Below are 26,040 nucleotides of genomic sequence, written 5' to 3'. Positions count from 1 at the left end.
ACCCCTGACCCTTCGGCCGGGCGGTGCGGCCGCTGAGCGCGGTCATCCGGCGCTGACCACCGGGTACGCCACCCGCGCGGGCGCCGGGTCGATCGCCTTCTCCACGGTGATCGCGTGCCACAGGCAGAACATCGCCACCGTCCAGACCTTGCGGGAATGGTCGGCCACGCCCGCGCGGTGCTCGGCGAGCAGGCGTTGGGCGTACCCGAGGTCCACCAGGTGCCCGGCCTGCGAGGCGGCGAGGATCGCGGAGACCCAGTCGCCGATCTCGCCCTTGAGCCACAGCCGGGTGGGGGTGGGGAAGCCCAGCTTGCGGCGTTCGCGGACCGACTCGGGGACGATGCCGCGCATGGCCTCGCGCAGGGCGTGCTTGGTGGTGCGCGAGCCGTGCGGCAGCTTCAGCTCGGTCGGCAGGCCGGCGGCGGCCGCGTACACCGCCTGGTCGAGGAAGGGCACGCGCAGCTCCAGCGAGTGCGCCATCGACATCCGGTCCGCCTTGGTGAGGATGTCGCCGGGCAGCCACGTGTGCAGGTCGACGTACTGCATGGAGGCCACGTCGTCGACGTCGGCGGTCTCCGCGTACAGGTGGGAGGTGACCGCCGTGTGGGGTTCGGCCGTGAACCGCAGCAGCTCGGCCTTCTCGGCGGGGGAGAAGATCCGCGCGTTGCCGTAGTAGCGCTCCTCGATCGGCGTGGTGCCGCGCTCGAGGAAGCTGCGCCCGCGCACGCCCTCGGGGATGACGTGCGACAGCCCGCGCAGGCCGCGCCTCATCCCGGCGGGCAGCCGCCCGATGCCGGCCAGCGACGACGGCTCCCGGTAGATCGTGTAGCCGCCGAACAGCTCGTCGGAGCCCTCGCCGGACAGCACCACGGTCACGTACCGCGAGGCGGTCTGCGCCAGGAAGTACAGCGGGATCAGCGACGGGTCGGCGACCGGGTCGTCGAGCAGCTGGACGATGCGCGGCAGCTCCCGGATCACGTCGTCCTCGGTGACCACGGTCGGGGTGAGCCGGACGCCGAGCTGCGCCGCCGTGTCCTGGGCGACCTCGATCTCGGAGTAGCCCTCGTGCGCGAAGCCGGCGGTGAACGCGTGCAGGTCCGGCCGTTCCTCGCGGGCCAGCGCCACGATCGCCGACGAGTCGACGCCGCTGGACAGGAACGCGCCGACCGGGACCTCGGCGTGCAGGTGCCGGCGGACGCTGTCGCGCAGCGCGTCGCGGATCGCGTGGTACGCCGCCTCCGGCTGGACGTGCAGCGGCCGCAGCGACGGCCGGAAGTAGCGCTCCTGGCGCAGCCCGCCGCCGGGCGTCCAGGTCAGCCGGTGCCCGGGCGGCAGCCGCCGGACGTGCCGGTGCAGGGTGAGCGGGTCGGGCACGTACTGCAGGGTCATGTAGTGCGCGAGGGCGTCGGTGTCCAGCGCCGCCCCCGAGTCGCCGCTGAACGGCAGCAGCGCCTTGCGCTCGCTCGCCAGGAACACCCCGTCGGCGGTCTCCAGCAGGTACAGGGGTTTGACGCCGAACGGGTCGCGGGCGGCGTGCAGCGTGCCGGTCCAGTGGTCGTACGCCGCGAACGCGAACATTCCGCGCAGCCGGGGCAGGGCGGCGGCGCCCCAGTAGTGGAACGCGGCGGCCAGCACCTCGGTGTCGCCGTGGGTGGCGAACGTGGCCCCGTGCTCGCGGACGAGGTCGGCGCGCAGCTCACGGTAGTTGTAGATCTCACCGTTGAAGACCACGGTCCAGCGCCCGGCCTGCGGCCCGTCGACGGGGTAGTGCGCGGGCTGGGCGCTCTCCGCCCGGTCGATGATCGCCAGGCGTTTGAAGCCGAACGCCAGCCCGTCGCCGAACTCGACGCGGGTGTCGTCCGGGCCGCGGTGATGCATCGTCTCCAGCGCGTCGGCGAACGCGGCGGCCGACTCGGGGTCGGGCACGCCGGCGTTCGGGCGGCTGCTCACGAAGACGCTGAGACCACACATCGGGGCGCTCCTGTCGTTGACGGCGGTTCGCGTGCCGAACCGTAGGAGCGCTCCTGTGCAGAACTTGTGAGGAACCTTCGCGGATCCGTACGGCCGCCGGAACCGGCCTGGATCTTCACAGGAACCGCACATTCCTTGGCCGCGTTTGCCCTGCTGGGCCAGAATCCGACGAGTGACAGCACGGATCCTGGTGGCCGACGACGACCCGAAGCACGCCCAGCTCATCCGCCTGTACCTCGAGCGCGAGGGCCACCAGGTGCTGACCGTGGGTGACGGCCGGGCGGCGCTGGAGATGGCCCGGTCCCGCCGGCCCGACCTGGTCGTGCTGGACGTGATGATGCCGCTGGTCGACGGGCTGGACGTGTGCCGGATCCTGCGCGCCGAGTCGAACATCGCGATCCTGCTGGTCACCGCGCGGTCCTCGGAGAACGACATGCTGCTGGGGCTGGACATCGGCGCGGACGACTACCTCGCCAAGCCGGTGAGCCCGCGGGAGCTGACCGCCCGGGTGCGTGCGCTGCTGCGGCGTACGGGCGCCTCCGACGGCCCGGCGTCGATCCTGCGCGTCGGCGACCTGGAGGTCGACCCCGGCCGCTTCGAGGTGCGCGTCGCCGGCGCGCCGGTGAACCTGACCGCCAAGGAGTTCGGCATCGTCGAGCTGCTCGCCCGCGAGCCGGGCCGGGTCTTCACCCGCGGGCAGATCATCGACAAGACGTTCGGCTTCGAGCACGACGTGTCCGAGCGGACGGTCGACGCCCACGTGGTGAACCTGCGCCGCAAGATCGAGGCGAACCCGGCCGAGCCCCGGTACGTGCAGACCGTCTACGGCCGCGGCTACCGGATGGCCGAGCGGTGAGCTTCCGCAGCTTCCGGCTGCGCGTGTTCCTGCTCGTCATGGTCGTGGCGGTGACGGCGATCGGCGCCACCGCCTGGCTGACGCTGAGCCTCACCTCCCGCGAGGTGCGGCTGTCGCAGCGGGCCGCGGTGGAGCACCAGACGGCGATCGTGGAGGCGGTGCAGCGCTTCGGGCTGCTGCGCGGGCGCTGGCCGGGCCTGGACCGGCTCGTCGCCCAGCTGTCCCGCGACACCGGCCTGCACATCCAGCTGCGCACCCAGGACGGCACGGTCCTCGTCGACTCCGACACCCTCGACGGGCGCACGTCCGGGCCGGTGCAGGGCACCGCGCTGGGCATCGACCCGCGCCCGGCGCTGTCCACCGCGATCACCCGTACCTTCGAGGATCCCGCCGGAGCCGCCCCGCCCGCGGCGGCCCTCCTGGCGAAGGGGTTTCTCTCGTTCGACCTGCCACCCGACCTGTTCGCCCCGGAACCCGCCGACCCGGTCTCCGCCTCGGCGCCGATGCTGATGCTGCGGCAGGTGGCGCAGTACCGGGCGGCGCTGATCGCGGTGCGGTGCATCGACGGCGACGGGGCCGCGCTCAGCACCGACCGGGTGCCGTACCTGACCGCCGCGCAGGTGTCGGGGCACCCGGACTGCGTGCAGCAAGCCAGCCGCAAGGTCGTCGGCGACACCGGCTGGCTGCGGGAGATCCAGAACGTGTGGTGGCGCTGCACCCGGAAGGCCGCGGACAGCCCGGGCTGCGTCCGCGCGGCCTTCACGACCGGCGTCAGCGGTCCCGCGGCCGTACCGCTGCAGCTGTACCTCGGCGCGCGCCCCGACACCGGCTTCGGCGACCTGAGGCAGCCCGCCCTGCTCGGCACCGCCGGCCTCATCGTCGTCGCGCTGGCCGGCACCGCGCTGATCGCCCGCCGGGTCAGCCTGCCGGTGCGCCGGCTCACCGAGGCGTCCCGGCTGCTCGCCGACGGCCGGCTCGACGTACGCGTCCCGGCGGCCGGCAGCAGCGAGCTGGCCCGGCTGTCCGAGTCGTTCAACGCGATGGCCGAGGCCGTGCAGCGCAGCGAGGAGCGCCAGCGCCGGCTCATCGCCGACGTCGCGCACGAGATGCGTACGCCGCTGTCCAACCTGCGCGGTTACCTGGAGGGGCTGTCGGACGGGGTGGTCGAGCCGAGCCGGGAGCTGTTCGCGTCGCTGCACGAGGAGACCCTGCTGCAACGCCGCATCCTCGACGATCTGCAGGTCCTCGCCCTGGCGGAGGCGGGCGACCTGGGTTACACGTTCGCGCCCCTCGACCTCGCCGAGGCGGTCTCGGGCGGCGCGACCGCGCACCGGGCGGTGGCCGCCGAGGCGGGGGTGGCGATGACCGTGGACGCCCCCGCGCCGGTGTGGATCGAGGGCGACCCGGACCGGCTGCGCCAGGTGCTGGGCAACCTGCTCACCAACGCGATCCGGTACACCGACGCGGGCGGGCACGTGCTGCTGCGGGTCCGCGAGGAGGCGGGCGAGGCCGTCCTGACCGTGCAGGACACCGGCGTGGGCATCGCGGCGGCGGACCTGGAACGCGTCTTCGACCGGTTCTGGCGCGCCGACCCCGCCCGCCAGCGTGCCACCGGCGGCACCGGCCTGGGCCTGACCATCGCGCACCGCATCGTCACCGACCACGGCGGCCGCATCGAGGTGACCAGCAGCCCGGGCGTGGGCACCACGTTCCAGGTGATTTTCTGTCGGAGGTGACCGGTACGGTCTGCGGCGTGACAGCGCACATCGACGACTTCTACCGCGACGTCGCCACGATCGCCCTGAAGGTGGGGGAGCGGCACGGGTTCGTGCTCGGCGGTGGCGTGGCGTGGCTGGTCAACGGGCTGGTGCGCCGGCCCACCGAGGACATCGACCTGTTCACCGACACCGCCGGGGCGGTGGAGGCGGCCGCCGCCGACGTCACCGGGGCGCTGACCGACGCCGGCTACCAGGTGTTCCGCGAGGTGGGCGACGAGATGTTCGCGGGCATGGACGAGGACCTGCGCGAATACCACGTCGCCGACGGCCGCCGGGCGCTGCGGCTGACGCTGACCCGCCTCGACCGGCGGCGCGCGCCCGTGGTGATGGACGTCGGCCCGGTCATGCACCTCGACGACCTCGTCGCCTCGAAGGTGGCGGCGCTGGTGAACAGGCGCGAGGTGCGCGACTACATCGACGTGGCCGCGGCGCTGGAGCGCTATCCCCTCGAGCGGGTGCTGGAGCTGGCGCGCGCGCTCGACGAGAGCCTCGACGACGAGGAGGTGGCCGACGCGGGCCGCTACCTGGACCGCCTCGACGACGCCCGCTTCGCCCGGTACGGCCTCAGCGAGGCGGATGTCGCCCGGCTGCGCGAGCGGCTGGCCGGGTGGCCGCGCTAGGCAACCGTTTCGCAACCTGGCAAGTACCGGCCTGCAACGGCCGGCCGCGAATCTCTATCTCAGCGAGGCCAGTTCAGCACCGGAAAGGCTCCCGAGATGCGCCTGAGAATCGGATCCACCATCGCCGTCGTCGCGGCCGTCATCGGCCTCGCGGGCAGCGTCGCCGGCCCGATCTACGCGGCGTTCGGCGCGTAGGTCACCCGCACAACTCCACAGCAAGGTCCCTTCCGTGGCCGGGCGCGCGCAGCGCCCGGCCACGGTGCTGTGCGCCGGGCAGGGCCCATAGACTGGACGAATCATGAATCTGACCGATCGCCTGCCCGGCACCGCCGAACCCGACGCCGTCTTCGAGGCCTTCCAGTCCTGGGTCGCCGAGCAGGGCCTGACGCTCTACCCGCACCAGGAGGAGGCGCTCATCGAGATCGCCACCGGGGCGAACGTCATCCTCAACACCCCGACCGGCTCCGGCAAGAGCCTGGTGGCGACGGGCGCGCACTTCGCCGCCCTGGCCGAGAAGCGCACCACCTTCTACACCGCGCCGATCAAGGCGCTGGTGTCGGAGAAGTTCTTCGCCCTCTGCGCCGTCTTCGGCGCGCACAACGTCGGCATGCTCACCGGCGACGCCAGCGTCAACGCGGACGCGCCGATCATCTGCTGCACCGCGGAGATCCTCGCCAACCTGGCGCTGCGCGAGGGCGCCGACGCCGACGTCGGCCAGGTCGTCATGGACGAGTTCCACTTCTACGCCGAGCCGGACCGCGGCTGGGCCTGGCAGGTGCCGCTGATCGAGCTGCCGCAGGCCCAGTTCCTGCTGATGTCCGCCACGCTCGGCGACACCACGCGCTTCGTCGACGACCTGTCGCGGCGCACCGGCCGGCTCACGGCGGTGGTCGCGAACGCCGAGCGGCCGGTCCCGCTGCTGTTCTCGTACGCGATGACGCCGCTGCACGAGACCATCGAGGAGCTGCTCACCACCCGCCAGGCGCCGGTGTACATCGTGCACTTCACCCAGGCGGCCGCCCTCGAGCGCGCCCAGTCGCTGATGAGCATCAACATGTGCACCCGCGCCGAGAAGGACGCGATCGCCGCGGCGCTGGGCAACTTCCGGTTCACCGCGGGCTTCGGGCGTACGCTGTCGCGCCTGGTCCGGCACGGGATCGGCGTGCACCACGCCGGCATGCTGCCCAAGTACCGCCGGCTCGTGGAGACCCTCGCCCAGGCCGGCCTGCTGAAGGTCATCTGCGGCACGGACACCCTCGGCGTCGGCATCAACGTGCCCATCCGTACGGTGCTGTTCACCGGCCTGAGCAAGTACGACGGCGTGAAGACCCGGCTGCTCAAGGCCCGCGAGTTCCACCAGATCGCCGGCCGGGCCGGCCGAGCCGGTTACGACACGCTGGGCACGGTCATCGTGCAGGCGCCCGAGCACGTCATCGACAACGAGCGCGCGCTCGCCAAGGCCGGCGACGACCCGAAGAAGCGCCGCAAGGTCGTGCGCAAGAAGCCGCCGGAGGGCACGATCGGCTGGGGCCAGCCCACGTTCGAGCGGCTCGTCGCGGCCGACCCCGAGCCGCTGACCTCGTCGTTCCAGGTGTCGCACGCGATGTTGCTCAACGTGATCGCCCGCGGCGGCGACCCGTTCGCGGCCATGCGGCACCTGCTCACCGACAACCACGAGGAGCCCGCGGCGCAGCGCCGGCACATCCGCCGGGCCATCGCCATCGCGCGGGCCCTGCTCGCCGGCGGGGTCATCGAGAAGGTCGACGGCGCGTACCGGCTCGTCGACGACCTGCAGCTCGACTTCGCGCTCAACCAGGCGCTGTCGCCGTTCGCGCTGGCCTGCCTGGAGCTGCTCGACCGCGAGTCGCCGGACTATCCGCTCGACGTCGTGTCGGTGATCGAGGCGACGCTCGAGGACCCGCGGCAGGTGCTCTCGGCGCAGCAGTTCAAGGCCAAGGGCGAGGCGGTCAACGCCATGAAGGCCGAGGGCATCGAGTACGACCAGCGCATGGAGCTGCTCGACGAGGTCACGTACCCGAAGCCCCTGGCCGAGCTGCTCTACGCCGCGTACGAGACGTACCGGCGCGGGCACCCGTGGGTGGCCGACTACGAGCTCAAGCCCAAGGCCGTCGTCCGCGACATGTACGAGCGCGCGATGACGTTCACCGAGTACGTGTCCTTCTACGGCCTGTCCCGCTCCGAGGGGCTGGTGCTGCGCTACCTCGCGGACGCGTTCCGGGCGCTGCGGCAGACCGTGCCGGAGGACGCGCGTACGGAAGAACTGACCGACCTGATCGAATGGCTCGGCGAGCTCGTCCGCCAGGTCGACTCCAGCCTGCTCGACGAGTGGGAGCGGCTGCGCAACCCGGGCGCGGAGGTCGCCGAACCGTCCCCGCTCGACGACAAGCCGCCGGCGGTCACCCGCAACCTGCGCGCGTTCCGGGTACTGGTGCGCAACGCCCTGTTCCGTCGCGTCGAACTGTTCGCCCTGCGCCGCGCCGAGGAGCTGGGTGAGCTCGACGCCGAGAGCGGCTGGACGACGGAGCGCTGGATCGAAGCCCTCGAGGACTACTACGACGAGTACCCGACGGTCGGCACGGGACCGTCCGCGCGCGGCCCGGCGTTCCTGCACATCGAGCAGGGCCCGGCGGTGTGGAAGGTGCGGCAGGTCTTCGAGGACCCGGAGGGCGACCACGACTGGGGCATCGAGGCGGAGGTCGACCTCGCGGCCAGCGACGAGGCCGGCGCCGCGGCGGTCCGCGTCGTCGCCGTAGGCCCGCATTGATCGACTCATCGGGCTCGGCACGGTCTGGATCCTCGACGGTCTCGCCGTCACGATCGTCGGCGCCATCGACGGCCGGCTGTCCGAGCCGGGCAGCGGCCTCGAGCTGAGCGCGACCCAGGTCGGCTCGGCCGGCTCGGCGTACATCGTCGGCGCCTGCGTCGGCGCCCTCTACTTCGGGCGGCTGGCCGACCGGCTGGGCCGCAAGAAGCTGTTCATGATCACTCTCGCGGTGTTCCTGGCCGGCAGCATCCTCACCGCGTTCTCCATGAACTTCATCTGGTTCCTGGTCTGCCGGGTCATCACCGGCGCGGGCGTCGGCGGCGAGTACTCGGCCATCCACTCCGCGGTCGACGAGCTCATCCCCGCCCGCGTGCGCGGCGCCGTCGACCTGGTCATCGGCGGCTCCTACTGGATCGGCACGATCTTCGGCTCGCTGGCCTCGGTCGCGCTGCTCAGGCCCGAATGGTTCCCGATCGACATCGGCTGGCGGCTCGCCTTCGGCCTCGCCGCGATCATGGGCTTCGCGATCCTGCTGGTCCGCCGGCACGTCCCGGAAAGTCCACGATGGCTCTTCCTGCACGGGTACGAGGAGGAAGCGGAACGCGTCACCCGGCAGAATCGAGCACGAGGTGGTCCGCGAGACCGGGCAGGAACTGATCGAGCCCCGGCGCACCATCCGGATCAAGCAGCGCCCGCCGATGGGCATCGCCGAGATCGCCGGCGTGGTGTTCCGCATGTACCCCAAGCGCACCTTCGTCGGCCTGTCGCTCTTCACCGGGCAGGCGTTCCTCTACAAACGCCGTCGGCTGGTACCTGATCCCGTTCGCGGTCGGCAACTTCCTCGGCCCGCTGCTGCTCGGCCGGCTGTTCGACACGGTCGGGCGCAAGCCGATGATCTCCGGCACGTACATTCTCTCCGGCATCCTGCTGGTCATCACCGGCGTGCTGTTCCGCAACGGCGCGCTGAACGCCACGACGCAGACCGTGGCCTGGTGCATCATCTTCTTCTTCGCCTCGGCAGGGGCCAGCGCGGCGTACCTGACGGTCAGCGAGATCTTCCCGATGGAGACGCGAGCCATGGCGATCGCGTTCTTCTACGCCACCGGCACGATCGTCGGCGGCTTCGGCGGCCCGCTGCTGTTCGGTGCGCTCATCCAGAGCGGCGAACCCAAGCAGATCTTCATCGGGTACGTCGTCGGCGCCGTGGTCATGATCCTCGGTGGCATCGTGCAGGCCACGATGGGTGTCGAGGCGGCGCAGCGGGACCTGGAGGACATCGCCCCGCCGCTGTCGGCGCAGGCCGCCGAGCTCGACGAGCCCGGCGAGGAGGCCGACCCGTACACCCTCGGCCGCGGTCAGGGCCGCGGCACCGGCCACGCCCCGTCCTGATCCGGCAAAGGAGGCCGTCATGGGATACACCCCGTTCCCGTCCACCTCGAGCGTGGACGCCGACGAGAACGAATGGTGGACGCGGCGCGAGATCTCGCTGATCCAGAGCCTGCTCAAGGAGGAGGGCGAGGCGTCCCGCGACCACATCGGTGAGGCGCTGGGCTGCAAGTACTGGGGCCCGACCCGTTTCCGTAACGCGCTCAAGGAAGGCGTGAAGCGCGGCGCCTTCCGCAAGACCGGCCGCGGGAAGTACGCCCCGGCCTGACGGCGGTGTCTCTCCCGATGTCGAGAAAGCGAGGCCGGCTCCGTCCCCGGCGCAGCGATCACCTCGACATCGGGAGAGACACCGTGGAACCGACCCAGATCGTCCTCGACCGGCCGGGCAGCCGGGACCTGCTCGCCCGCGACATCACCCGCCTCGCGTACGTCGCCGAGGACGGCACTCCCCGCTGCGTGCCGATGGCGTTCACCTGGACTGGCGCGCAGATCGTCATGTGCACGGCGAAGAACGCCCCCAAGCTGGCGTCGCTGCGCCGCCACCCGGCGGTGGCCCTGACCATCGACACCGAGGTCCACCCACCGACGATCCTGCTCCTGCGCGGCCGCGCGGAACTGGACGTCGTCGACGGCATCCCGGACGAGTTCCTGCAGATGAACGGCAGCTACGCGATGACGCCGGACCAGCGGGTGGCCTGGGAGGCGGAGGTGCGGTCGCTCTACGACGGCATGGTCCGCATCGTCGTCACGCCCACCTGGGCCAAGCTGATCGACTTCGAGACGACGCTGCCGACCGCGGTCGAGCAGCTCATCCGGCAACGCGCCGAACGGCAGGCCTGACCGCTCCGGTCAGCCCGCCGGTGTGCGGCCGTCGCCGATCACCCTCCCACCGAGCCCGGACCGGGACGTGGGCCGGCCGACCAGCTCGACCAGGACGTCGTCCCGGCAATTCTCCCCGAACACGGCGGCGACGGCGTCGGTGAACGCGGCGACGAGCCGGGCCACCACCGTGGCGGCGTCGTCCCTGGCGAACACTTCCTCCCGCATGCCGAACGTGACGCTCGGGGCGGCGGTCGCGACTGCCGTTCCGCCGCGACCCCACCGTCCGGCCGGGACGCCGATGAGCCGGACGTCCACGGAGGGCCGGGCCCACTCGCCGTACACGGACACGACGGCGCCGGTGAGGTGCTCGATGAGGAGGGCTTCCCTCCCGGCGAGCTCCTCCTCGAGCGCGTGAAGCGTCACGTGCGGCATCGGCAGCTCCTCGACGTCAGGTCGTCCGGGGTGAAGCAGCATAGAGCGACGGCTCCGCCGGCCGGAAACGATTTCTGTCCGCCGCCTCCGGGATGGCGGGCTGCCCGCTCCGCCGCGGCCGCGCCGACCGTGTGGGTCGTGCCCGTTCCGCTGAGCGCGCCGGTCAGGCTGAGGGTGTCGGCTGCGTGGGGTGCGCTCAGCCCGCCCTCCCGTCTCAGCCGCCCCGACCGCGTTGGCAGCGCGGCTTGCGCCCAGGCTGCGCGGCTTGCGCTCGTGCTGGGCGCGCTCGGGGTCAGGCGGCGCGGGCGGCGTGGCGCAGCGCCGGGTGGCGGGCCTCCCAGGCGGCGCGCACCCCGCGGGGGAGGTTCAGCTCCGGCCAGAGGCGCACCAGTGTCGGGCCGTGCAGGTGGTCGCGCAGCTCGTCGATGCGAACGGCCTCGCGCAGGACGTTCTCGTACATCCAGAGCAGCATCGTGTGCTCGCCGAGGTTGAAGGCGCGGTGCGGGTTCCACCAGAGGCGCAGCGGGAGCTCGACCTGGCCCTGGGTGGGACCGGTCAGCTCGGCGAGCGTCCCGGCCACCAGCACGGGCCGGTGCGGCCGGGCGAGGTGGGCGACGGGAGCGTCGAGTGCGCGGGCGGGCATGCGTCCAGCCTAGACCGGGACCCGCCCGGACGAATAACCCCTAGGTTCCTAGGATGCTCTAGGCGCGGAGCGCCGGACCACAGAACAATGCCGACGGCTTCGCCGGCTGACCACAAAACACCTGATCAGGAGACGGTCGGTCAGAGCGGGTGGCAGTCGTCGTTCTCGCCGGGGCGTACGTCGTAGCAGCCGTACTGCAGCCCGTCGGCGGACTGGTCGGGCCCCGGGTCGGTGAAGTACACCAGCGACACCCAGCCCCACTGCCCGTTGTCCGCCCGCGTGTACGCCCACCAGTAGTTGTGGGTCGAGTGGTCCACGTACGGCTCACCCGGCTGCTGACCCAGGAACCAGGTGGCGCCGCCGTGCGAGAGGGTTCCCACGCGCGGGGAGTGGGGATCCGGCCGGCTCATGACGGGCACATTCCCGGTGCTGAGCGTGCAGTACTGCCCCTGCAGCCGCGCGCCGGCGATCCAGGTGGGGAGGGCGCAGTGGCCGCCGCCCCCGCCGGTGGCGTTGTCGGTGAGCCAGCCGCCGAGCTGGGGCAGGTGCTTGCTGCTGAGGTAGTCGACGCCGGCGTACAGCGCGTCGGTCCACGCGTCGTCGTGGTCGGGGCAGTTCGCCGGGTCGGACGCCCGGACGTGGTGCCCGGTGCTCTGGGCTTTGATGATGTTGTCCCAGTGCAGGGTCTGGATGGGGTCTCGTCCGGCGGTCATGCACGCGCCCGTCGTGGCCGGGTTCGCGAAGCTGATCACCGGGACGAGGTCGGCGTTGTACTGGTCCCGATCGACGGCGAAGCTTCCGTCCAGGAACGCGTACCTGTCGGGCTGCTGGGCGAGGAGTCCGCGTACGGAGGTGGAGCCGTGGGCGCCGGCCGGGAGCTGGTCCTCGTTGTGGTCGCCGGTGAGGACGACCTGGACCGGTCCCCAGCGCCGTGCCGCCGGGTCGGCGTGGAAGAGCATGCCGCGGTACGGGACGAGCGCACTCATGATTCTGCCGGCGACCACCAGCGGGTTGTTCTCGTCCGTGGCCGCGGCGTCCGGGTCCGCGGGCAGCCGGCAGCCGTACGCGTCCTCCACGCACTTGATCTCGACGAACAGCAGGACCGGTTGCTGGTATCCCGGGTACACCCGCCCGCTGTGGCGTCTCACCCTCGCGCTGAGCCCCTGGAGGTACGTCGCCTCGAAGGGCCGCGCGGTGGTCCGGGCGCCGCGGTCGTCCCGGCAGAGGTCGCCCTCGAACCGGTGGCAGAGCACCAGGGTGCCGTCCCGCAGGTAGACGTCGGCCTCGATGCTGGTGAATCCGTGGTCGAGCGCGTCCTGCAGCGGCCGGCTGTTGAGGTAGTCGTTGGGCGCGTGCCCGTGCTCGAGCGGCGTCACCGCGGCCACCGCGGCTGCGGGAGGCGCCGGAGGTGCCGGCGGGTGCGGTTCCTGGCGGTGCAGAGCGAGGAGGGTGATGCCTGCCAGCACCAGGGCGCTGATGGCACCGGCGATCAGCGGCCGGCGCCGGGTGGGCCGGCGCGTGGTGAAGTACGCGTCGATGACCTCGGGCTGCGCGCCCGAGGTGGCGGTGCGAGGGGCGGTGACAGCGGGCGGGCCGGGGGCGACCCGCGGACCGGGGGCGGGGCGCGGGGCGGGTACGGCCCGCGGCGCCCGGTCGTCGGCCTCGCGGGCGGCGTCGAGCAACGCCGAGACGTGGCTGCTGGCCACCACGAGCCGGTCCGCGTCGATGGCGGCGAACGGCTCGCCGGAGATGAGCCGGCTGGCCCGGGCGACCGCGACGACGAGGGCCGGGTCGGCGAGGTGGCGCGGATCGCCGGAGAGGACGGCCGCGACGTCGTCCTTGTCGGCGGAGACGCCGGGCGCCAGGCGGTGGGAGCGGATCACCTCGGCGAGGTGGCGCAGGGAGCCGGGTTGCCGTCGTCGCCGTGGTGGTGGGGAGCCGGGCGGCGGAGTGTACGTGCCGGCCCGGGCGGCGTGGGCGACGGCGGCGTTGAGCTCGGAGGCCAGCAGCTGCGCGGCCTCATGCACCCTGGCCCACCACGGCGGGAGCGGCGCTGATCGGGGTTCATCCATCGATGGCGATTATGCCCGCCGGGGGCGCTATCTGTCTGTGGGGGACAGATAGGCGCAGGTCAGGGACAGTTCGGCGTTGATCGGCGTACGCCGGTCCGGCCAATCTCGGTGTGGCCCGCTCCCGACGGGGGTGAGCAGCCCGGGGCGGCACACCGCGCCGGACCTGACGAGAAGGAGGAACACGTGCGGAAGACAATCGCGAAGCTGACGGCCGCCGCGGCGCTGGGGGTCGTGGCGGCCGGCGCGCTGGCGGTGCCGGCCCTGGCGGAGGGCCCGGACTGGGCGGACGACCTGCTGGTGAGCGTGGAGAACTCGAGCGGGCGGGTCGTCGGCCAGGTGCATCTGCACCTGGTGGATGCGCCGGACCACTACGACATCGCGGTCGCGGACAAGGTCTCGGACGGGAAGATCCCGTGCGTGCAGATCTTCGCCACCAACGGCAACAAGCCGACGTACTGCGATGACAACGGCACGTCGGCGGCCAAGCACTACCAGATCTACTACGACTGGTACGACGCCGCCGTTCTTCTTCGCTGATCCGGTGCCGTCCGGCCCGCGCCGGGACCGGGGCGGGCCCGACGGCCGGTGGTAGCTTAGCGGGCCAGGAGGCGCGGCCGTTTCGGGGGCCTCGGGGCCCCGCCCGCCCCCGGCGGGCCGGGGGGGGGCCGGCACGGCCGTTGGTAGCTTCGCGGCCATGGAGTCGCGGACTTTACGGGTGGACGGTGCGGCGTTGCACGTCGGTGTCACGGGCGATGGCCCCGACGTCGTCGTGCTGAGCGGCGGGCCCGGTTGTGTGCAGTACCTGGAGCGGGACGACCTCGCCCCCAGGGAGCACCGCGCCTGGTTTCCCGAGCCGCGCGGTGTCGGCCGGTCGGGCGGGGGACCGCACACGATGGAGGAAGCGGTTGCCGACCTCGAAGGGATCCGCGCGGCGGCCGGCGTCGACAGGTGGATCGTCCTGGGCCATTCGTGGGGCGCTGATCTGGCCGTGCGATATGCGGTCGAGCATCCGGGCTCGGTGACCGCGGTGGTGGGCGTCGCCGGGCGGGGTCCGCAGCTCGACCGTACGTGGTCCGAGGCGTACGAGGCCGGCAAGCCGTCCGAACCTGCGGTCGAGATCGACTGGGTGCCCGCCGTCCATGCGGCTCTGAGCACGTCGTTCACCAAGTGGGCCCATCGCCCGGATCTGTGGCGCGGCCTGGCGGACTGCGCCGTGCCGATGCACTTCGTCGCGGCGGGCGATGACATCCGCCCGTCCTGGCCCCTGGCGCAGCTCGCCGCCCTTGTGCCGCGGGGCCGGTTCACCACGGTGCCGGGTGTGCCGCATGACTTCTGGTTCACCCACCCAGGCGTGTGGACCGAGGTCGTCACGGACGCATGTCTGGCCGCCGCGGGCCACGGCCGGTGATTCCTGCTGGTGAGGGGACCACCCGCGGCCGCGGCCTGCACGAGATCGCCACCTCGCTGATCGGCTGGGCCGCCGACCACCACGACGAGATCCGCGCCCATCGCGAGCGCGCCGCAACGACCGGAGCCTGACCGCCACGCGAGCGGTCGCGGACGCGATGCGTTTCACAGGTGTTCGGAACCGGCCCAGCTCACCGAGATCCTCGACCGGCCGGGCAGCCGGGAACTGCTCGCCCGCGACATCGCGCGCCTCGCGTATGTCGCCGGGGACGGCTCTCCGCGCGTGGTGCCGATCGCCAGCGCCGTGCCCCGGGGGTGAGCCGCCCGGGCGCCGGGGGTGAGCCGCCCGGGCGCCGGGGCAGGTTCACGCCGCGGTCGGGCGGTGACCGCGGCGTCAGGCGGGGAGGCCGGTCAGCCGGGCGTCGACGACGAGCCGGTGCAGGGCCTCCACGGCGTCCGGGTCGGCGTGTTCCGGCAGGCTGGACGCGTCCCGTGCCGCCTCGAGCTCGGTGCGCAGCCGGGCGGCGTCGTGCTCGACGCGCTCGCGCAGCGCCGGGGGGAAGGTGGCGTGTTCGGCCGTACGCTTCATCGCGATCAGCTCGGGCACGTACGGCAGCGAGCTGAGCGCGCCCAGGTCCGCGACCACGGAGCCCGTACGCATGAGGTGGATGCCGGTGTGCAGCACCCGCAGCGTGTAGAGCGCGGGCTTGAGCTCGCCGGTCTTGGCGAACAACCGTTCCTGGGTGGCGGCGAAGCCGAGGTAGTGGTGGGCGTGGTGACGGGTGATCAGGCCCGGGGCCAGATCGATGAGCTGCTTGTGCAGCGGTGAGGTGGCCACGACCAGCGGTGAGAGGAGCTGTTCGAGCACGTAGCCGTTGCGGGTGGTGAGCATGCGGGCGAACTTGAGCAGGTCGTGGCTGACCACGTCGAGTTCCACGCCGTCGCGCAGGCAGCCTTCAGGCCGTTTGTGGGTGGCGGCGGGGTGGTTGGACGGGGTGTCGGTGGAGATGGTCTCCGGGCCGGTGCGCAGGCCGACGACCTCGTGCGCGGGCAGGAGGTGGCTGGCGCGCAGGTCGAGGTCGCTGTCGACGGAGGCGAAGCCGTAGAGGTGGGCGCCGCTGACGGTCACGAAGACGGCCGGGTAGGGCAGCGCCGCGGCCTCGGCGGCCCAGGCCGGCACGTCCGTGGTCATCCCAGGTTCCTTTCGCGTACGGCGGTGAGCAGGGCGTCGACGCGGCTCCGGTCGGGTTCGGCGGGCAGCGTGGTGGCCGCCTGCGCGTCGGCGAGGCCGGCGAGCAGGTCCTCGGCCCACGAGACCACGGATTCCCAGGGCACTCCACCGGTTTTGATCTCCAGGAGCCGCTCGCGCAGGTGGCTGACGTCGACGAGGACTTGGCCGGTGCGCAGGACGTGGGCGCCGGCGTACAGCAGGCGGATCATGTGCATGGCCTGCTTGTGGTTGGTCTCGCCGGTGGCGTCGCGCCGGGCTGCGACGCGTTTGAGCTGGTCGCGGGCGTACGCGCCGTAGGTGTCGGCGACGCGCCGGGAGAGGAACGCGTCGCGGGCGGCGAGCAGGGCCCGGCCGTCGCCGGTGAGGTGCTCGACGAGCGGTGACCAGAGGACTTCGAGGACGGTCGGGTTGGCCTGCAGGGCGAGGGTGCAGAAGCGTTCGATCTCCCAGGAGAACTGTTCGTCGCGGGGTCCGTCGAGGTGGGTCGGCGGCTTGTCGAGGCGCCAGAACGCGCGGGTGGGTGCGGCGTACACGCCCCGGCGGGGGGGGGGGGGGGCCCGGGCGGCGCGGGCGGGGCCGCCGGGGCCGCCCCCCACCCCCCGGGACGGGGCGGGCGGGCGGGCCCCCCCCGCGGGGGGGGGTGGGCGCGCCCGCCGCGCCCCCCCCCCCCCCCCCCCCCCCCCCCCCCCCCCCCACCGCGAGGATCGTGCCGGGCGGGTACAGAGCGGTCACAGGTCGAGGACGGTCCCGTCGATCTCGTCGAGTTCCTCGGCGGCGAGGGTGGGGTTGTCCAGCGCGGCGATGTTGGTCTCGAGCTGCTCGACGCTGCTGGCGCCGATGATGAGGCTGGTGATGCGCTCGTCGCGCAGGGCCCAGGCGAGGGCCATCTGGGCGAGGCTCTGGCCGCGGCGCCGCGCGATGTCGTCGAGGGTGCGGATGCGCCCCATGGTGGCCGGGTCCAGGTCCTTCTCGTTGAGGAAGACGCTGGTGCGCACGCGCGAGTCGTCCGGGATGCCGCCGAGGTACCGGTCGGTGAGCAGGCCCTGCTGCAGGGGGCTGAAGGCGATGCAGCCGGCGCCCACGCGTTCAAGGGTGTCGAGCAGGTGGTCCTTCTCGATCCAGCGGTTGAGGATCGAGTATGACGGCTGGTGGATGAGCAGCGGGGTGCCGAGTTCCTGGAGGATGGCGGCGGCCTGGGCGGTCTGCTCGGAGGTGTAGTTGCTGATGCCGACGTAGAGGGCCTTGCCGGCGCGCACGACGGCGTCGAGGGCGCCCATGGTTTCCTCGAGCGGGGTGTCCGGGTCGGGGCGGTGGTGGTAGAAGATGTCGACGTAGTCGAGGCCGAGGCGCTTCAGGGACTGGTCGAGCGAGGAGACCAGGTATTTGCGGGAGCCCCACTCGCCGTACGGGCCGTTCCACATGTGGTAGCCGGCCTTGGTGGAGACGACGATCTCGTCGCGGTGGGCGGCGAGGTCGGTGCGCAGGATGCGGCCGAAGTTGCTCTCGGCGCTGCCGGGCGGCGGGCCGTAGTTGTTGGCCAGGTCGAAGTGGGTGACACCGAGGTCGAAGGCGCGCCGGACGATGGCCTGCTGGCGCTCGAGCGGGCGGGCGTCGCCGAAGTTGTGCCAGAGGCCGAGGCTGATGGCGGGGAGCCGGAGTCCGCTGCGCCCGGCGCGGCGGTAGGTCATGGTGTCGTAGCGGTCGTCCGCGGGGGAGTAGGTCACACACCACAGCCTAGGGACACATGATCGAAACATCTCCGCTGGTAGGTTGATGGGGCCGGTACCACCCACGCGGGAGAGACCGTCGGTCCGCCGACGGCGCCGAAGGGGCAAATCCTCCCCGGAACCTCTCAGGCAAAAGGACCGCGGGGGCAGGCGACTCTGAAGTGCCCGGTGGGTGTGACCGCCCGGTGGGTACGACAGAGGGGGAGGTTGCCCGTCGACCTTCTGCCCCCGCTGGAGCCGCCATGACGTTCGCATTTCGCCACATCGGTCCGGATCCGGACGCGCAGACCCAGATGCTGAAGGCCATCGGGTACGCGTCGCTGGACGCGCTGATGGATGCCGCGATCCCCGAGGTGATCCGCTGGCACGGAACCCTGGACCTGCCGGCCGCGGCCTCCGAGGAGGAGGCGATCGCCGAGCTGCGCGAGCTGGCCGGGCGCAACACGGTGACCACGTCGATGATCGGGCTGGGCTACTACGGCACGGTGACGCCGGCGGTGATCCGGCGCAACGTGCTGGAGAACCCGGCGTGGTACACGGCGTACACGCCGTACCAGCCGGAGATCAGTCAGGGCCGGCTCGAGGCGCTGCTGAACTTCCAGACGATGGTGACGGACCTGACCGGGCTGACCACGGCGAACGCGTCGATGCTCGACGAGGGCACGGCGGTCGCGGAGGCGATGACGCTGGCCCGCCGGTCGTCGAAGAGCAAGAGCAGCGTGTACGTGGTGGACGCGGACACGCTGCCGCAGACCCTGGCGATCCTGCGGACGCGGGCGGAACCGCTCGGCATCGACGTGCGGCTCGTGGACCTGGACGCCGGCGAGGAGCTGCCGGAGGAGTTCTTCGGCCTGCACCTGCAGTATCCGGGCGCGTCGGGAGCCGTGCGGGACCACGCGGCGCTGGTCGAGGCGGCCCACGCGGTGGGTGCGCTGGTGACCGTGGCGGCGGATCTGCTGGCGTTGACGCTGCTGCGCCCGCCGGGGGAGATCGGCGCGGACATCGCGGCCGGGACGACGCAGCGCTTCGGCGTACCCCTGGGCTTCGGTGGTCCGCACGCCGGTTACCTGGCGGTGCGCGCCGGGCTGGAGCGGTCGCTGCCCGGGCGTCTGGTGGGGGTGTCGCGGGACGCGGACGGCGCGCCGGCCTACCGGCTGGCGTTGCAGACGCGCGAGCAGCACATCCGCCGGGAGCGGGCGACGAGCAACATCTGCACGGCGCAGGTCCTGCTCGCGGTGATGGCGAGCATGTACGCGGTGTACCACGGTCCGCATGGCCTGCGGGCGATCGCGAAGCGGGTGCACGACCACGCGCTGTCGCTGGCCGGTGGCCTCGCCGCGGCCGGCGTCGAGGTGGCGCACGACGCGTTCTTCGACACGGTCACCGCGGTGGTGCCGGGCCGGGCCGCCGACGTGGTCGCCGCGGCCGCCGGCGAGGGCATCGACCTGCGGCTGGTCGACGCCGATCGGGTGTCGGTGTCGGTGGATGAGACGACGACGTCCGCGCAGGTGGAGGCGGTGCTGGCGGCGTTCGGCGCGAAGCCGGCGGCGTCCGCGGAGTGCGGTGCCCGGCCGCTGGGGCGTACGTCGGACTTCCTGACCCACCCGGTGTTCTCGTCGTACCACTCGGAGACGGCGATGCTGCGGTACCTGCGGCGGCTGTCGGACCGCGACTACGCGCTGGACCGGGGCATGATCCCGCTGGGGTCGTGCACGATGAAGCTGAACGCGACCACCGAGATGGAACCGGTGTCGTGGCCGGAGTTCGCGAACATCCACCCGTTCGCACCGGCGTCGCGGACCGCGGGGTACGAGGCCCTCGTCGCGCAGCTGGAGGGCTGGCTGGCGGAGCTGACCGGGTACGACGCGGTCAGCGTGCAGCCGAACGCGGGGTCGCAGGGTGAGCTGGCGGGCCTGCTGGCGATCCGCGGGTATCACCGGTCGCGCGGCGACGAGCACCGCGACGTGTGCCTGATCCCGTCGAGTGCGCACGGCACGAACGCGGCCAGCGCGGTGATGGCGGGCATGCGGGTCGTCGTGGTGGCCTGCGACGACAACGGCAACGTGGACCTGGCCGACCTGGACGCGAAGATCGAGAAGCACCGGGACGCGCTCGCGGCGATCATGGTGACGTACCCGTCGACGCACGGCGTGTACGAGAAGGGCATCGCCGAGCTGTGCGGCAAGGTGCACGACGCGGGCGGCCAGGTGTACGTGGACGGCGCCAACCTGAACGCGCTGGTCGGCTTCGCCCGGCCGGGCAAGTTCGGCGCGGACGTGTCGCACCTGAACCTGCACAAGACGTTCTGCATCCCGCACGGCGGCGGTGGTCCCGGTGTCGGGCCGGTCGCGGTGCGCGCGCACCTGTCGGAGTTCCTGCCGGGTGACCCGCTCGAGCCGGGTGAGCACCACGCGGTGTCGGCGGCGGCGCACGGCTCGGCGGGAATCCTGCCGATCTCGTGGGCGTACCTGCGGATGATGGGGCCGGACGGGCTGGCGGCGGCGACGTCGGTGGCGGTGCTGGCGGCCAACTACGTGGCGGCGCGGCTGCGCGAGCACTACCCGGTGCTGTACGCCGGCAACGAGGGCCTGGTCGCGCACGAGTGCATCCTGGACCTGCGGCCGATCACGAAGGCGACCGGGGTGTCGGTGGACGACGTGGCGAAGCGGCTGATCGACTACGGCTTCCACGCGCCGACGATGTCGTTCCCGGTCGCGGGCACGCTGATGGTGGAGCCGACGGAGAGCGAGGACCTGGCGGAGCTGGACCGGTTCTGCGACGCGATGATCGCGATCAAGGGCGAGATCGACCGGGTGGCGGCCGGCGAGTGGCCGCGGGACGACAATCCGCTGCACAACGCCCCGCACACGGCGGCGGCGGTGTCGGCGGAAGAGTGGGAGCACGCGTACCCGCGGTCGCTGGCCGGTTTCCCGGCGGGCGTGGACCGGACGGCGAAGTACTGGCCGCCGGTGCGGCGCATCGACGGGGCCTACGGCGACCGGAATCTGGTCTGCTCGTGCCCGGCGCCGGAGGCGTTCGAGGAGTGAGGTCCGCCCGGGGCGGGTCGGCCGGTGGCCGGCTCGCCCGGGTGGGTCGCGCCCGGGAAGCGAGCTGCGGGGTGCGGCGGGTGCGGGGTGCGGGGTGCGTGGCGGCTGCGTCGCGGGGGTCGTCACCGCGACGGCCGTGCCGTCGTTACGCTGCGCGGGTCAGGCGGCGAGCGCGTGCCGGGCGGGTCCCCGGTGCGGTGCGATCGTGCGGCCGTCGGGCAGCAGCTCACCGGTGTCCTCGAAGACGATGACGCCGTTGCAGAGCAGGCTCCAGCCCTGCTCGGGGAACGTCGCCACGATCCGGGCCGCCTCGCGGTCCATCGCTTCGGATGAGGGACAGGGTGTCTGGTGCTGGCACATCGGAGGTCTCCGGTCAGGGGTGTGTTGTGTCGTGCTTCACATCAACGGGGCCGAACACTACTCCCATCCGAACGAGTCCGGTTGGATCGGGTGACGGGGCCCCATTGAGCGAGTCCACTATTCAGATGGTCCACGCAGCGGGCCGATACGGCCACTTTGCGACAGTCGCGCAAGCCCGTCCACCGGGTTCTCCGGCCTCCTGCCTGCACCGTCACCGTCCGTCATCGGTGTTCGAGTGGTTCCAGGGCGACGGCGGTGACCCCGCAGAGCTTGTGACAGCGTGGCTCGCCGACAACGGACTGCCGGTGCGAAACCTCGTCCGAACGGCCAATCAGATTCACCCGTTCGGCGTCGGCACCCCCTGCGGAGCGTCACTGTACGTGTCTGCCGCGGCCGGATCGGTGATGACCGGCGGCGCCCCCGGACGACCCTCACCGGTTCCGGAGATCCCTGATGTGGCAGCGGTTCTGTACGTCCACACCGCGGAAGTTCCGAACCGGGAGAGCGGTCTCTCGCCGCGCGCGGCTGATCACGGTGCGTCAACAACTCCGGCGTGGTCGCTGGGCCCATGGGAGGACAGCTGGACCGCTGCGGACCACGGCGCCGCGGTGTCGGAGGTCCGCGCCGCGATCGCCCGGGGGGACGTGTATCAGGTCAACGTCGTGGGGCACGCCAGCGCGCCGTACGCGGGCGATCCCGGCCCGGCCCTACAGCGAGTGACCGAACTGGCCGGTGCCCGGTACGGCGGCCTCCTGGCGGGCGACGGCTGGGCGATCGCCACGGCGTCGCCGGAGACCCTCGTCGAGGTCCGCGCCGGCCGGGTGATCACCCGGCCGATCAAGGGCACCCGCCCGGCCACCGCGCGGGGCCGCCGGGAGCTGCTCGGCTCGGCCAAGGAGCGCGCCGAGCACGTCATGATCGTCGACCTGGAACGCAACGACCTGGCCCGGCTGCCCGGCGTGGGCCCGGTGCGCGTGGACGAGCTGTTCGCCGTACGCCGGTGGTCGGGGTTGTGGCAGGCCGAGTCGCAGGTGTCGGCGCCGATCGAGGGCCCGCTCGGCCTGGCCGAGCTGCTGCGGGCGGTGTGCCCGGGCGGCTCGGTGACCGGCGCGCCCAAGCTGGCCGCGCTGCGCGAGATCGAGCGCGTGGAGCCGGTCGGGCGCGGCGTGAGCATGGGCGGGCTGGGCTGGGTCGGCACCGACCACATCGACCTGGGCCTGACGATCCGGACCGTGGCGGCGACCGCGGGCCGTGTCCACCTGTGGGCCGGCGGCGGCATCACCTGGGACAGCGACCCGGGGGCGGAGGTGGCCGAGGCCGCCGCGAAGGCCGCCCCGATCCGGGCCGCGCTGGCAGGTTCCTAGAAAACTTCGCGCGCCGCTGTCACCGGCCGAGGGTCCCGGCCCGTCGGTACGGGTGAGGGCACATGCGAGAGGGGACCGGCCGTGACCGAGGAACTGCGGAGCCTGCTCCGCGACGAGCTGAGCGCCGAGCGGCCGCCGCCGTTGGGTGACCTGGTGGGGTCGGCGGTGCGCGACGGCCGCCGGATCCGCAGGCGGCGGCGGTTCGCGGCGGCCGGCGGTGGTACCGCGGTGGCGGGCGTGCTGGCCGTGGCGGTGGCGCTCGCCGGGCCGTACGGCACCGCCCCGGTTCCGGACGCCGGCGTCGTGGTCGCGGCGTCGCCGTCGCAGACGCTCGACAGCCGGATCCCGGCCACCCCGGAGGCGATGCTGGTGCTGCTGCGCAACCTGCTCCCGCCGGGGCGTACAAGCGACGCCGCCAAGGCCGCCCACTCCGACCTGCAGGTGCAGATGTCACTCGATCGGGGACAGGGGCCGGCGATCATCCGCGTCTCCGTTGCCGGATATCCGTCACTGCCGCGGGCCGGGAAGCCGACGGTCACCGTGGAGACGCTGCCCGACAATTGCACCCAGGCGAAGGTCGTGCGCGCCGACTGGCCCGGCGGGATGACGGTGCAGGCGGACCTGGCGACGTGCCGGATGACCGCCGGCGGCAGCACGCCGACGCCGCTCGCCCTGACCGACGAGGAGGCGAAGGCGGTGGTCTCGGACCCGCGGTGGGGCGACGGCATGGATCCCGCGCTCGTACGCGCCGGCGAGCAGGACTTCCCGCACCTGGCGACGTTCGGCTAGGGCGGCGCGGTGAATCACGACGAGGACTTCACGGAGTTCGCGGGCGCCTGCGCCGAGCGGCTGCGCACCACCGCGTTCATGCTGTGCCGCGACTGGCACCTGGCCCAGGACCTGACCCAGAGCACCCTGACGAAGCTGTACCTCGGCTGGCGGCGGGTGCGCCAGGCCGACAACCTCCCGGCGTACGCGCAGAAGGTCCTGGTCCGCGTCTACCTGGACCACCGGCGGCGGCGCAGCTCCACCGAGGCCGTCGTCGGCGCGTTGCACGAGCAGGGGTACCGGCACCACCCGGACCTGCGGCTGACCATGCTGGACGCGCTGGCGCAGCTGCCGCCGCGGGACCGCGCGATCGTCATCCTGCGCTACTTCGAGGACCTGAGCGTCGAGCAGGTCGCCGACGCGCTGGAGGTGCCGGCCAGCGTCGTCAAGACCCAGACGAGGCGGTCCCTGGAGCGGCTGCGCGGGCTGCTCGCCGCCGACCAGCTGGCCCTGTTCGCGTAACGAGCGGTGCTCGTGGCCGCCCGATACCCGCGATAGGGTCTCGGCCATGACTGTGCGAGCGATCCGGCTGTTCGGCGACCCCGTGCTGCGGACACCGGCCGAGCCGGTGACCGTCTTCGACGACGAGCTGCGGCGCCTGGTCGCCGACCTGGAGGACACCGTGCGCGAGCCGGGCCGCGCCGGGGTCGCCGCACCCCAGATCGGGGTGAGCCTGCGGGCGTTCTCCTACAACGTGGGCGGCGAGGTGGGACACCTGGTCAACCCGGTGCTGTCCGGCTTCGACGGCGAGCAGGACGACGAGGAGGGCTGCCTGTCGCTGCCCGGCATGGGCTTTGCGACGCCGCGGGCCTGGACGGTCACCGCGACCGGCTTCGATCAGTACGGCGCCCCGCGCACGATCACCGGCACCGGCTTCCTGGCCCGCGCCCTGCAGCACGAGACCGACCACCTCGACGGCCGCCTGTACATCGACACGCTCACCGGCGACACCCGCCGTCAGGCGTTGCGTACGCTGCGCAGCGGCCGCACGGCATGACGGACTGCACCGGAGCGCAGCGGAGGGCCGGGACGGCATGCCCATCAAACTCAGCCCGGGCGTGAGCGAGCGGGAGCCGGACACCCGGCGGCTCGCGGCCGAGTCGCTGGCCGAGGGCGACGCGACCGGCTGGTTCGAGAAGCTGTACGCCGAGGCCGCCGCCGGCACCGCCGAGGTGCCCTGGGACGTGCCCGCCCCGAGCCGCCACCTCGCCGCCTGGGCGCAGCACCGCGACCTCGACGGGCACGGCCGCCGTGCGCTCGTGGTCGGCTGCGGGCTGGGCCGCGACGCCGAGTTCCTCGCCGGGCTCGGCTTCGCGGTGACCGCTTTCGACATCTCGGCCACGGCGGTGCGCACGGCCCGGCAGCGGCACCCCGGCTCCGCGGTGTCGTACGTCGTCGCGGACCTGCTCGACCCGCCCGCGGCGTGGCGGGGCGGCTACGACCTGGTCCTGGAGAGCAACAACGTGCAGGCGCTGCCGGCGGACGTCCGGGCCCGGGCCATCGCGAACGTGGGGCCGCTGGTGGCGCCGGGCGGCACGCTGCTGGTCCTGGCCGCCGCCGCGACCGGCAGCCCCGACGGGCCGCCCTGGCCGCTGAGCCGGGCCGAGATCGACGCGTTCGGTCGTGGGACGCCGGGCGGCGCGGCGCTGCAGACGGTGTCCGTGGAGCACATCGCCGACGGCGGCGAGACGCTGGTCGCCCGCTGGCGAGCCGAGTTCAGAGCCGCCGGGTGACGCCGCGCCGTCACGCCCGGAACGTGCGACGGTAAGTGTCCGGCGGTACGCCGACCGTACGGTGGAAGTGCCGGCGCAGCGTCGTCGCGGTGCCCATGCCGACGGCCGAGGCGATGCTCTCGACGCTGTCGCCGGTGGTCTCCAGCAGCTCCTGCGCCCGGCGGATCCGTTGGGTGAGCAGCCACTGCAGCGGGGTGGTGCCGGTGACCGACCGGAACTGCCGGGTCAGGTGGCGCGAGCTCAGGTGGCACTGACGGGCCAGGTCCTCGACGGTGAGCGGCTGGTCCAGCCGCCGCATCACCCAGGGCAGCAACTCGGCCAGCGGGTGGTCGTCGCGGGCCTGTACGGGCGTCGTGACGAACTGCGCCTGCCCGCCGGCCCGGTGCGGGGGCACGACCAGTCGGCGGGCGGCGAGGTTGGCGACCGCCGAGCCGCGGTCGCGGCGGATCAGGTGCAGGCACAGGTCCATGGCCGCGGCCTTGCCCGCCGAGGTGAGGACCGTGCCGTTGTCGACGTAGAGCGCATCCGGGTCGACCGTCACCCGGGGGTAGCGGCCGGCGAGGGTGCCGGTGTGCGCCCAGTGGGTGGTCGCGCGCAGCCCGTCGAGCAGGCCGGCGGCGGCGAGCACGAACGCTCCCGTGCACAGCGAGACCATCCGAGCGCCGGCCCGGTGGGCCGCGCGTACCGCGTCGATCAGCTCGGCGGGCGGGTCGCGGTCGACGTCGGCCAGCCCGGGAACGATCACGGTGCCGGCGCTCGCCAGCGCGTCCAGGCCGCTGTCCGGCTCCAGCACGAACCGGCCGAGGCGTACCGCGCCCGGGCCGCACACGCGGACGTCGTACCAGGGGCCCGGTACGGCGTCGGGGCGGGTGCCGAAGACCTCGTGGCACAGCGCCAGCTCGAAGTGCAGCATCGCGTCGGTCGCGGCGATGGCGACGGAACCCGGGACGGAGGCCATGGCCGAAAGTGTACGGGCGC

Annotated in this window: 25 protein-coding genes, 1 pseudogene and 1 riboswitch; of the genes and pseudogenes, 17 read left to right on the top strand and 9 right to left on the bottom strand. The window is 72.8% G+C overall.

The features are described from left to right. Window positions 1-42: 42 nt before the first annotated feature. Complete coding sequence (gene asnB, locus IT780_RS01665; RefSeq protein ID WP_199509546.1) at window positions 43-1,971, bottom strand: asparagine synthase (glutamine-hydrolyzing); 1,929 nt, start codon at window positions 1,969-1,971, stop codon at window positions 43-45. A gap of 163 nt (window positions 1,972-2,134) precedes the next feature. On the opposite strand from asnB, the gene IT780_RS01660 reads away from it, so the two are divergent. The 8 genes from IT780_RS01660 to IT780_RS01630 all read left to right on the top strand — a co-directional run bounded on the left by IT780_RS01660 (window position 2,135) and on the right by IT780_RS01630 (window position 10,236). Then, window positions 2,135-2,827, top strand: a complete 693-nt coding sequence (locus IT780_RS01660; protein WP_199510037.1) for a response regulator transcription factor — start codon at window positions 2,135-2,137, stop codon at window positions 2,825-2,827. Next, the gene (locus IT780_RS01655) at window positions 2,824-4,563 is read left to right on the top strand and encodes a sensor histidine kinase (RefSeq protein WP_307830993.1); all 1,740 of its coding nucleotides are present in this window, start codon (window positions 2,824-2,826) and stop codon (window positions 4,561-4,563) included. Before IT780_RS01660 ends, IT780_RS01655 begins: the two co-directional genes overlap by 4 nt. A 17-nt stretch (window positions 4,564-4,580) precedes the next feature. Beyond that, the gene (locus IT780_RS01650; protein ID WP_199509545.1) at window positions 4,581-5,225 is read left to right on the top strand and encodes a nucleotidyl transferase AbiEii/AbiGii toxin family protein; all 645 of its coding nucleotides are present in this window, start codon (window positions 4,581-4,583) and stop codon (window positions 5,223-5,225) included. A 298-nt stretch (window positions 5,226-5,523) separates the two neighbouring features. Further along, a complete protein-coding gene (locus IT780_RS01645; RefSeq protein WP_199509544.1) occupies window positions 5,524-8,010 on the top strand; it encodes a DEAD/DEAH box helicase in 2,487 nt (828 codons plus the stop codon). Continuing rightward, on the top strand, window positions 8,006-8,827 hold the full coding sequence (locus IT780_RS41480) for an MFS transporter (protein ID WP_307831031.1): 822 nt from the start codon (window positions 8,006-8,008) through the stop codon (window positions 8,825-8,827). The genes IT780_RS01645 and IT780_RS41480 overlap by 5 nt, the downstream gene beginning before the upstream one ends. Then, the gene (locus IT780_RS41475) at window positions 8,824-9,399 is read left to right on the top strand and encodes an MFS transporter (protein ID WP_307831030.1); all 576 of its coding nucleotides are present in this window, start codon (window positions 8,824-8,826) and stop codon (window positions 9,397-9,399) included. The genes IT780_RS41480 and IT780_RS41475 overlap by 4 nt, the downstream gene beginning before the upstream one ends. 19 nt (window positions 9,400-9,418) lie before the next feature. Next, window positions 9,419-9,664, top strand: coding sequence for a hypothetical protein (locus tag IT780_RS01635; protein ID WP_199509543.1), 246 nt, complete (start codon window positions 9,419-9,421; stop codon window positions 9,662-9,664). 83 nt (window positions 9,665-9,747) lie between these two features. Continuing rightward, complete coding sequence (locus IT780_RS01630) at window positions 9,748-10,236, top strand: pyridoxamine 5'-phosphate oxidase family protein (RefSeq protein WP_199509542.1); 489 nt, start codon at window positions 9,748-9,750, stop codon at window positions 10,234-10,236. Window positions 10,237-10,245: 9 nt separating this feature from the next. Here IT780_RS01630 and IT780_RS01625 read toward each other — a convergent pair whose 3' ends face one another. The 3 genes from IT780_RS01625 to IT780_RS01615 form a co-directional block, all read right to left on the bottom strand. Further along, a complete protein-coding gene (locus IT780_RS01625) occupies window positions 10,246-10,650 on the bottom strand; it encodes a tautomerase family protein (RefSeq protein WP_199509541.1) in 405 nt (134 codons plus the stop codon). Between the two features lie 292 nt (window positions 10,651-10,942). After that, complete coding sequence (locus tag IT780_RS01620; RefSeq protein WP_199509540.1) at window positions 10,943-11,293, bottom strand: hypothetical protein; 351 nt, start codon at window positions 11,291-11,293, stop codon at window positions 10,943-10,945. A 140-nt stretch (window positions 11,294-11,433) separates the two neighbouring features. After that, complete coding sequence (locus tag IT780_RS01615) at window positions 11,434-13,365, bottom strand: PI-PLC domain-containing protein (RefSeq protein ID WP_199509539.1); 1,932 nt, start codon at window positions 13,363-13,365, stop codon at window positions 11,434-11,436. A gap of 183 nt (window positions 13,366-13,548) precedes the next feature. On the opposite strand from IT780_RS01615, the gene IT780_RS01610 reads away from it, so the two are divergent. The 3 genes from IT780_RS01610 (at window position 13,549) to IT780_RS42510 (ending at window position 14,904) form a co-directional block, all read left to right on the top strand. Further along, complete coding sequence (locus tag IT780_RS01610) at window positions 13,549-13,902, top strand: hypothetical protein (RefSeq protein WP_199509538.1); 354 nt, start codon at window positions 13,549-13,551, stop codon at window positions 13,900-13,902. Window positions 13,903-14,059: 157 nt separating this feature from the next. Then, window positions 14,060-14,773, top strand: a complete 714-nt coding sequence (locus IT780_RS01605; RefSeq protein ID WP_199509537.1) for an alpha/beta fold hydrolase — start codon at window positions 14,060-14,062, stop codon at window positions 14,771-14,773. Next, window positions 14,770-14,904, top strand: a complete 135-nt coding sequence (locus IT780_RS42510; protein ID WP_267909892.1) for a hypothetical protein — start codon at window positions 14,770-14,772, stop codon at window positions 14,902-14,904. The genes IT780_RS01605 and IT780_RS42510 overlap by 4 nt, the downstream gene beginning before the upstream one ends. Window positions 14,905-15,166: 262 nt before the next feature. Here IT780_RS42510 and IT780_RS01600 read toward each other — a convergent pair whose 3' ends face one another. The 3 genes and pseudogenes from IT780_RS01600 to mgrA form a co-directional block, all read right to left on the bottom strand. Further along, a complete protein-coding gene (locus tag IT780_RS01600; RefSeq protein WP_199509536.1) occupies window positions 15,167-15,964 on the bottom strand; it encodes a nucleotidyltransferase domain-containing protein in 798 nt (265 codons plus the stop codon). Then, a pseudogene (locus IT780_RS01595) lies at window positions 15,961-16,545 on the bottom strand (nucleotidyltransferase domain-containing protein); the annotation flags it as partial. The gene IT780_RS01600 and the pseudogene IT780_RS01595, both read right to left, overlap by 4 nt. A gap of 186 nt (window positions 16,546-16,731) precedes the next feature. After that, complete coding sequence (mgrA, locus tag IT780_RS01590; RefSeq protein WP_199509534.1) at window positions 16,732-17,760, bottom strand: L-glyceraldehyde 3-phosphate reductase; 1,029 nt, start codon at window positions 17,758-17,760, stop codon at window positions 16,732-16,734. A 27-nt stretch (window positions 17,761-17,787) separates the two neighbouring features. Beyond that, window positions 17,788-17,881: riboswitch (glycine riboswitch) on the top strand. A 91-nt stretch (window positions 17,882-17,972) separates the two neighbouring features. On the opposite strand from mgrA, the gene gcvP reads away from it, so the two are divergent. Further along, the gene (gene gcvP / locus IT780_RS01585; RefSeq protein WP_199509533.1) at window positions 17,973-20,777 is read left to right on the top strand and encodes an aminomethyl-transferring glycine dehydrogenase; all 2,805 of its coding nucleotides are present in this window, start codon (window positions 17,973-17,975) and stop codon (window positions 20,775-20,777) included. Between the two features lie 159 nt (window positions 20,778-20,936). Here gcvP and IT780_RS01580 read toward each other — a convergent pair whose 3' ends face one another. After that, the gene (locus IT780_RS01580) at window positions 20,937-21,137 is read right to left on the bottom strand and encodes a DUF5999 family protein (RefSeq protein ID WP_199509532.1); all 201 of its coding nucleotides are present in this window, start codon (window positions 21,135-21,137) and stop codon (window positions 20,937-20,939) included. A 125-nt stretch (window positions 21,138-21,262) separates the two neighbouring features. Here IT780_RS01580 and IT780_RS01575 point away from each other — a divergent pair, with 125 nt between their 5' ends. The 5 genes from IT780_RS01575 to IT780_RS01555 all read left to right on the top strand — a co-directional run bounded on the left by IT780_RS01575 (window position 21,263) and on the right by IT780_RS01555 (window position 25,062). Then, window positions 21,263-22,501, top strand: coding sequence for a chorismate-binding protein (locus IT780_RS01575; RefSeq protein WP_199509531.1), 1,239 nt, complete (start codon window positions 21,263-21,265; stop codon window positions 22,499-22,501). A gap of 81 nt (window positions 22,502-22,582) precedes the next feature. Beyond that, on the top strand, window positions 22,583-23,290 hold the full coding sequence (locus IT780_RS01570; RefSeq protein WP_199509530.1) for a hypothetical protein: 708 nt from the start codon (window positions 22,583-22,585) through the stop codon (window positions 23,288-23,290). A gap of 9 nt (window positions 23,291-23,299) precedes the next feature. Further along, window positions 23,300-23,791 (top strand): SigE family RNA polymerase sigma factor, encoded by a 492-nt coding sequence (locus tag IT780_RS01565; RefSeq protein ID WP_199509529.1) that lies wholly within the window; start codon window positions 23,300-23,302, stop codon window positions 23,789-23,791. Window positions 23,792-23,837: 46 nt separating this feature from the next. Beyond that, window positions 23,838-24,326 (top strand): peptide deformylase, encoded by a 489-nt coding sequence (locus IT780_RS01560; protein WP_199509528.1) that lies wholly within the window; start codon window positions 23,838-23,840, stop codon window positions 24,324-24,326. A 37-nt stretch (window positions 24,327-24,363) separates the two neighbouring features. Then, on the top strand, window positions 24,364-25,062 hold the full coding sequence (locus tag IT780_RS01555) for a class I SAM-dependent methyltransferase (protein WP_233412042.1): 699 nt from the start codon (window positions 24,364-24,366) through the stop codon (window positions 25,060-25,062). A gap of 10 nt (window positions 25,063-25,072) precedes the next feature. On the opposite strand, the gene IT780_RS01550 is transcribed toward IT780_RS01555, so the two are convergent. Continuing rightward, window positions 25,073-26,020 carry a helix-turn-helix domain-containing protein gene (locus tag IT780_RS01550; protein WP_199509527.1) on the bottom strand — a complete coding sequence of 316 codons (948 nt, stop codon included), beginning with the start codon at window positions 26,018-26,020 and terminating at the stop codon, window positions 25,073-25,075. Between the last annotated feature and the right edge of the window lie 20 nt (window positions 26,021-26,040).

Origin of the sequence: Nucisporomicrobium flavum, assembly GCF_016464385.1 — a bacterium.
Taxonomy (GTDB): Bacteria; Actinomycetota; Actinomycetes; order Mycobacteriales; family Micromonosporaceae; genus Actinoplanes; species Actinoplanes flavus_A.
The sequence above is the reverse complement of the archived record's forward strand: the minus strand, read 5'-3'. Positions and strand labels throughout refer to the sequence as shown.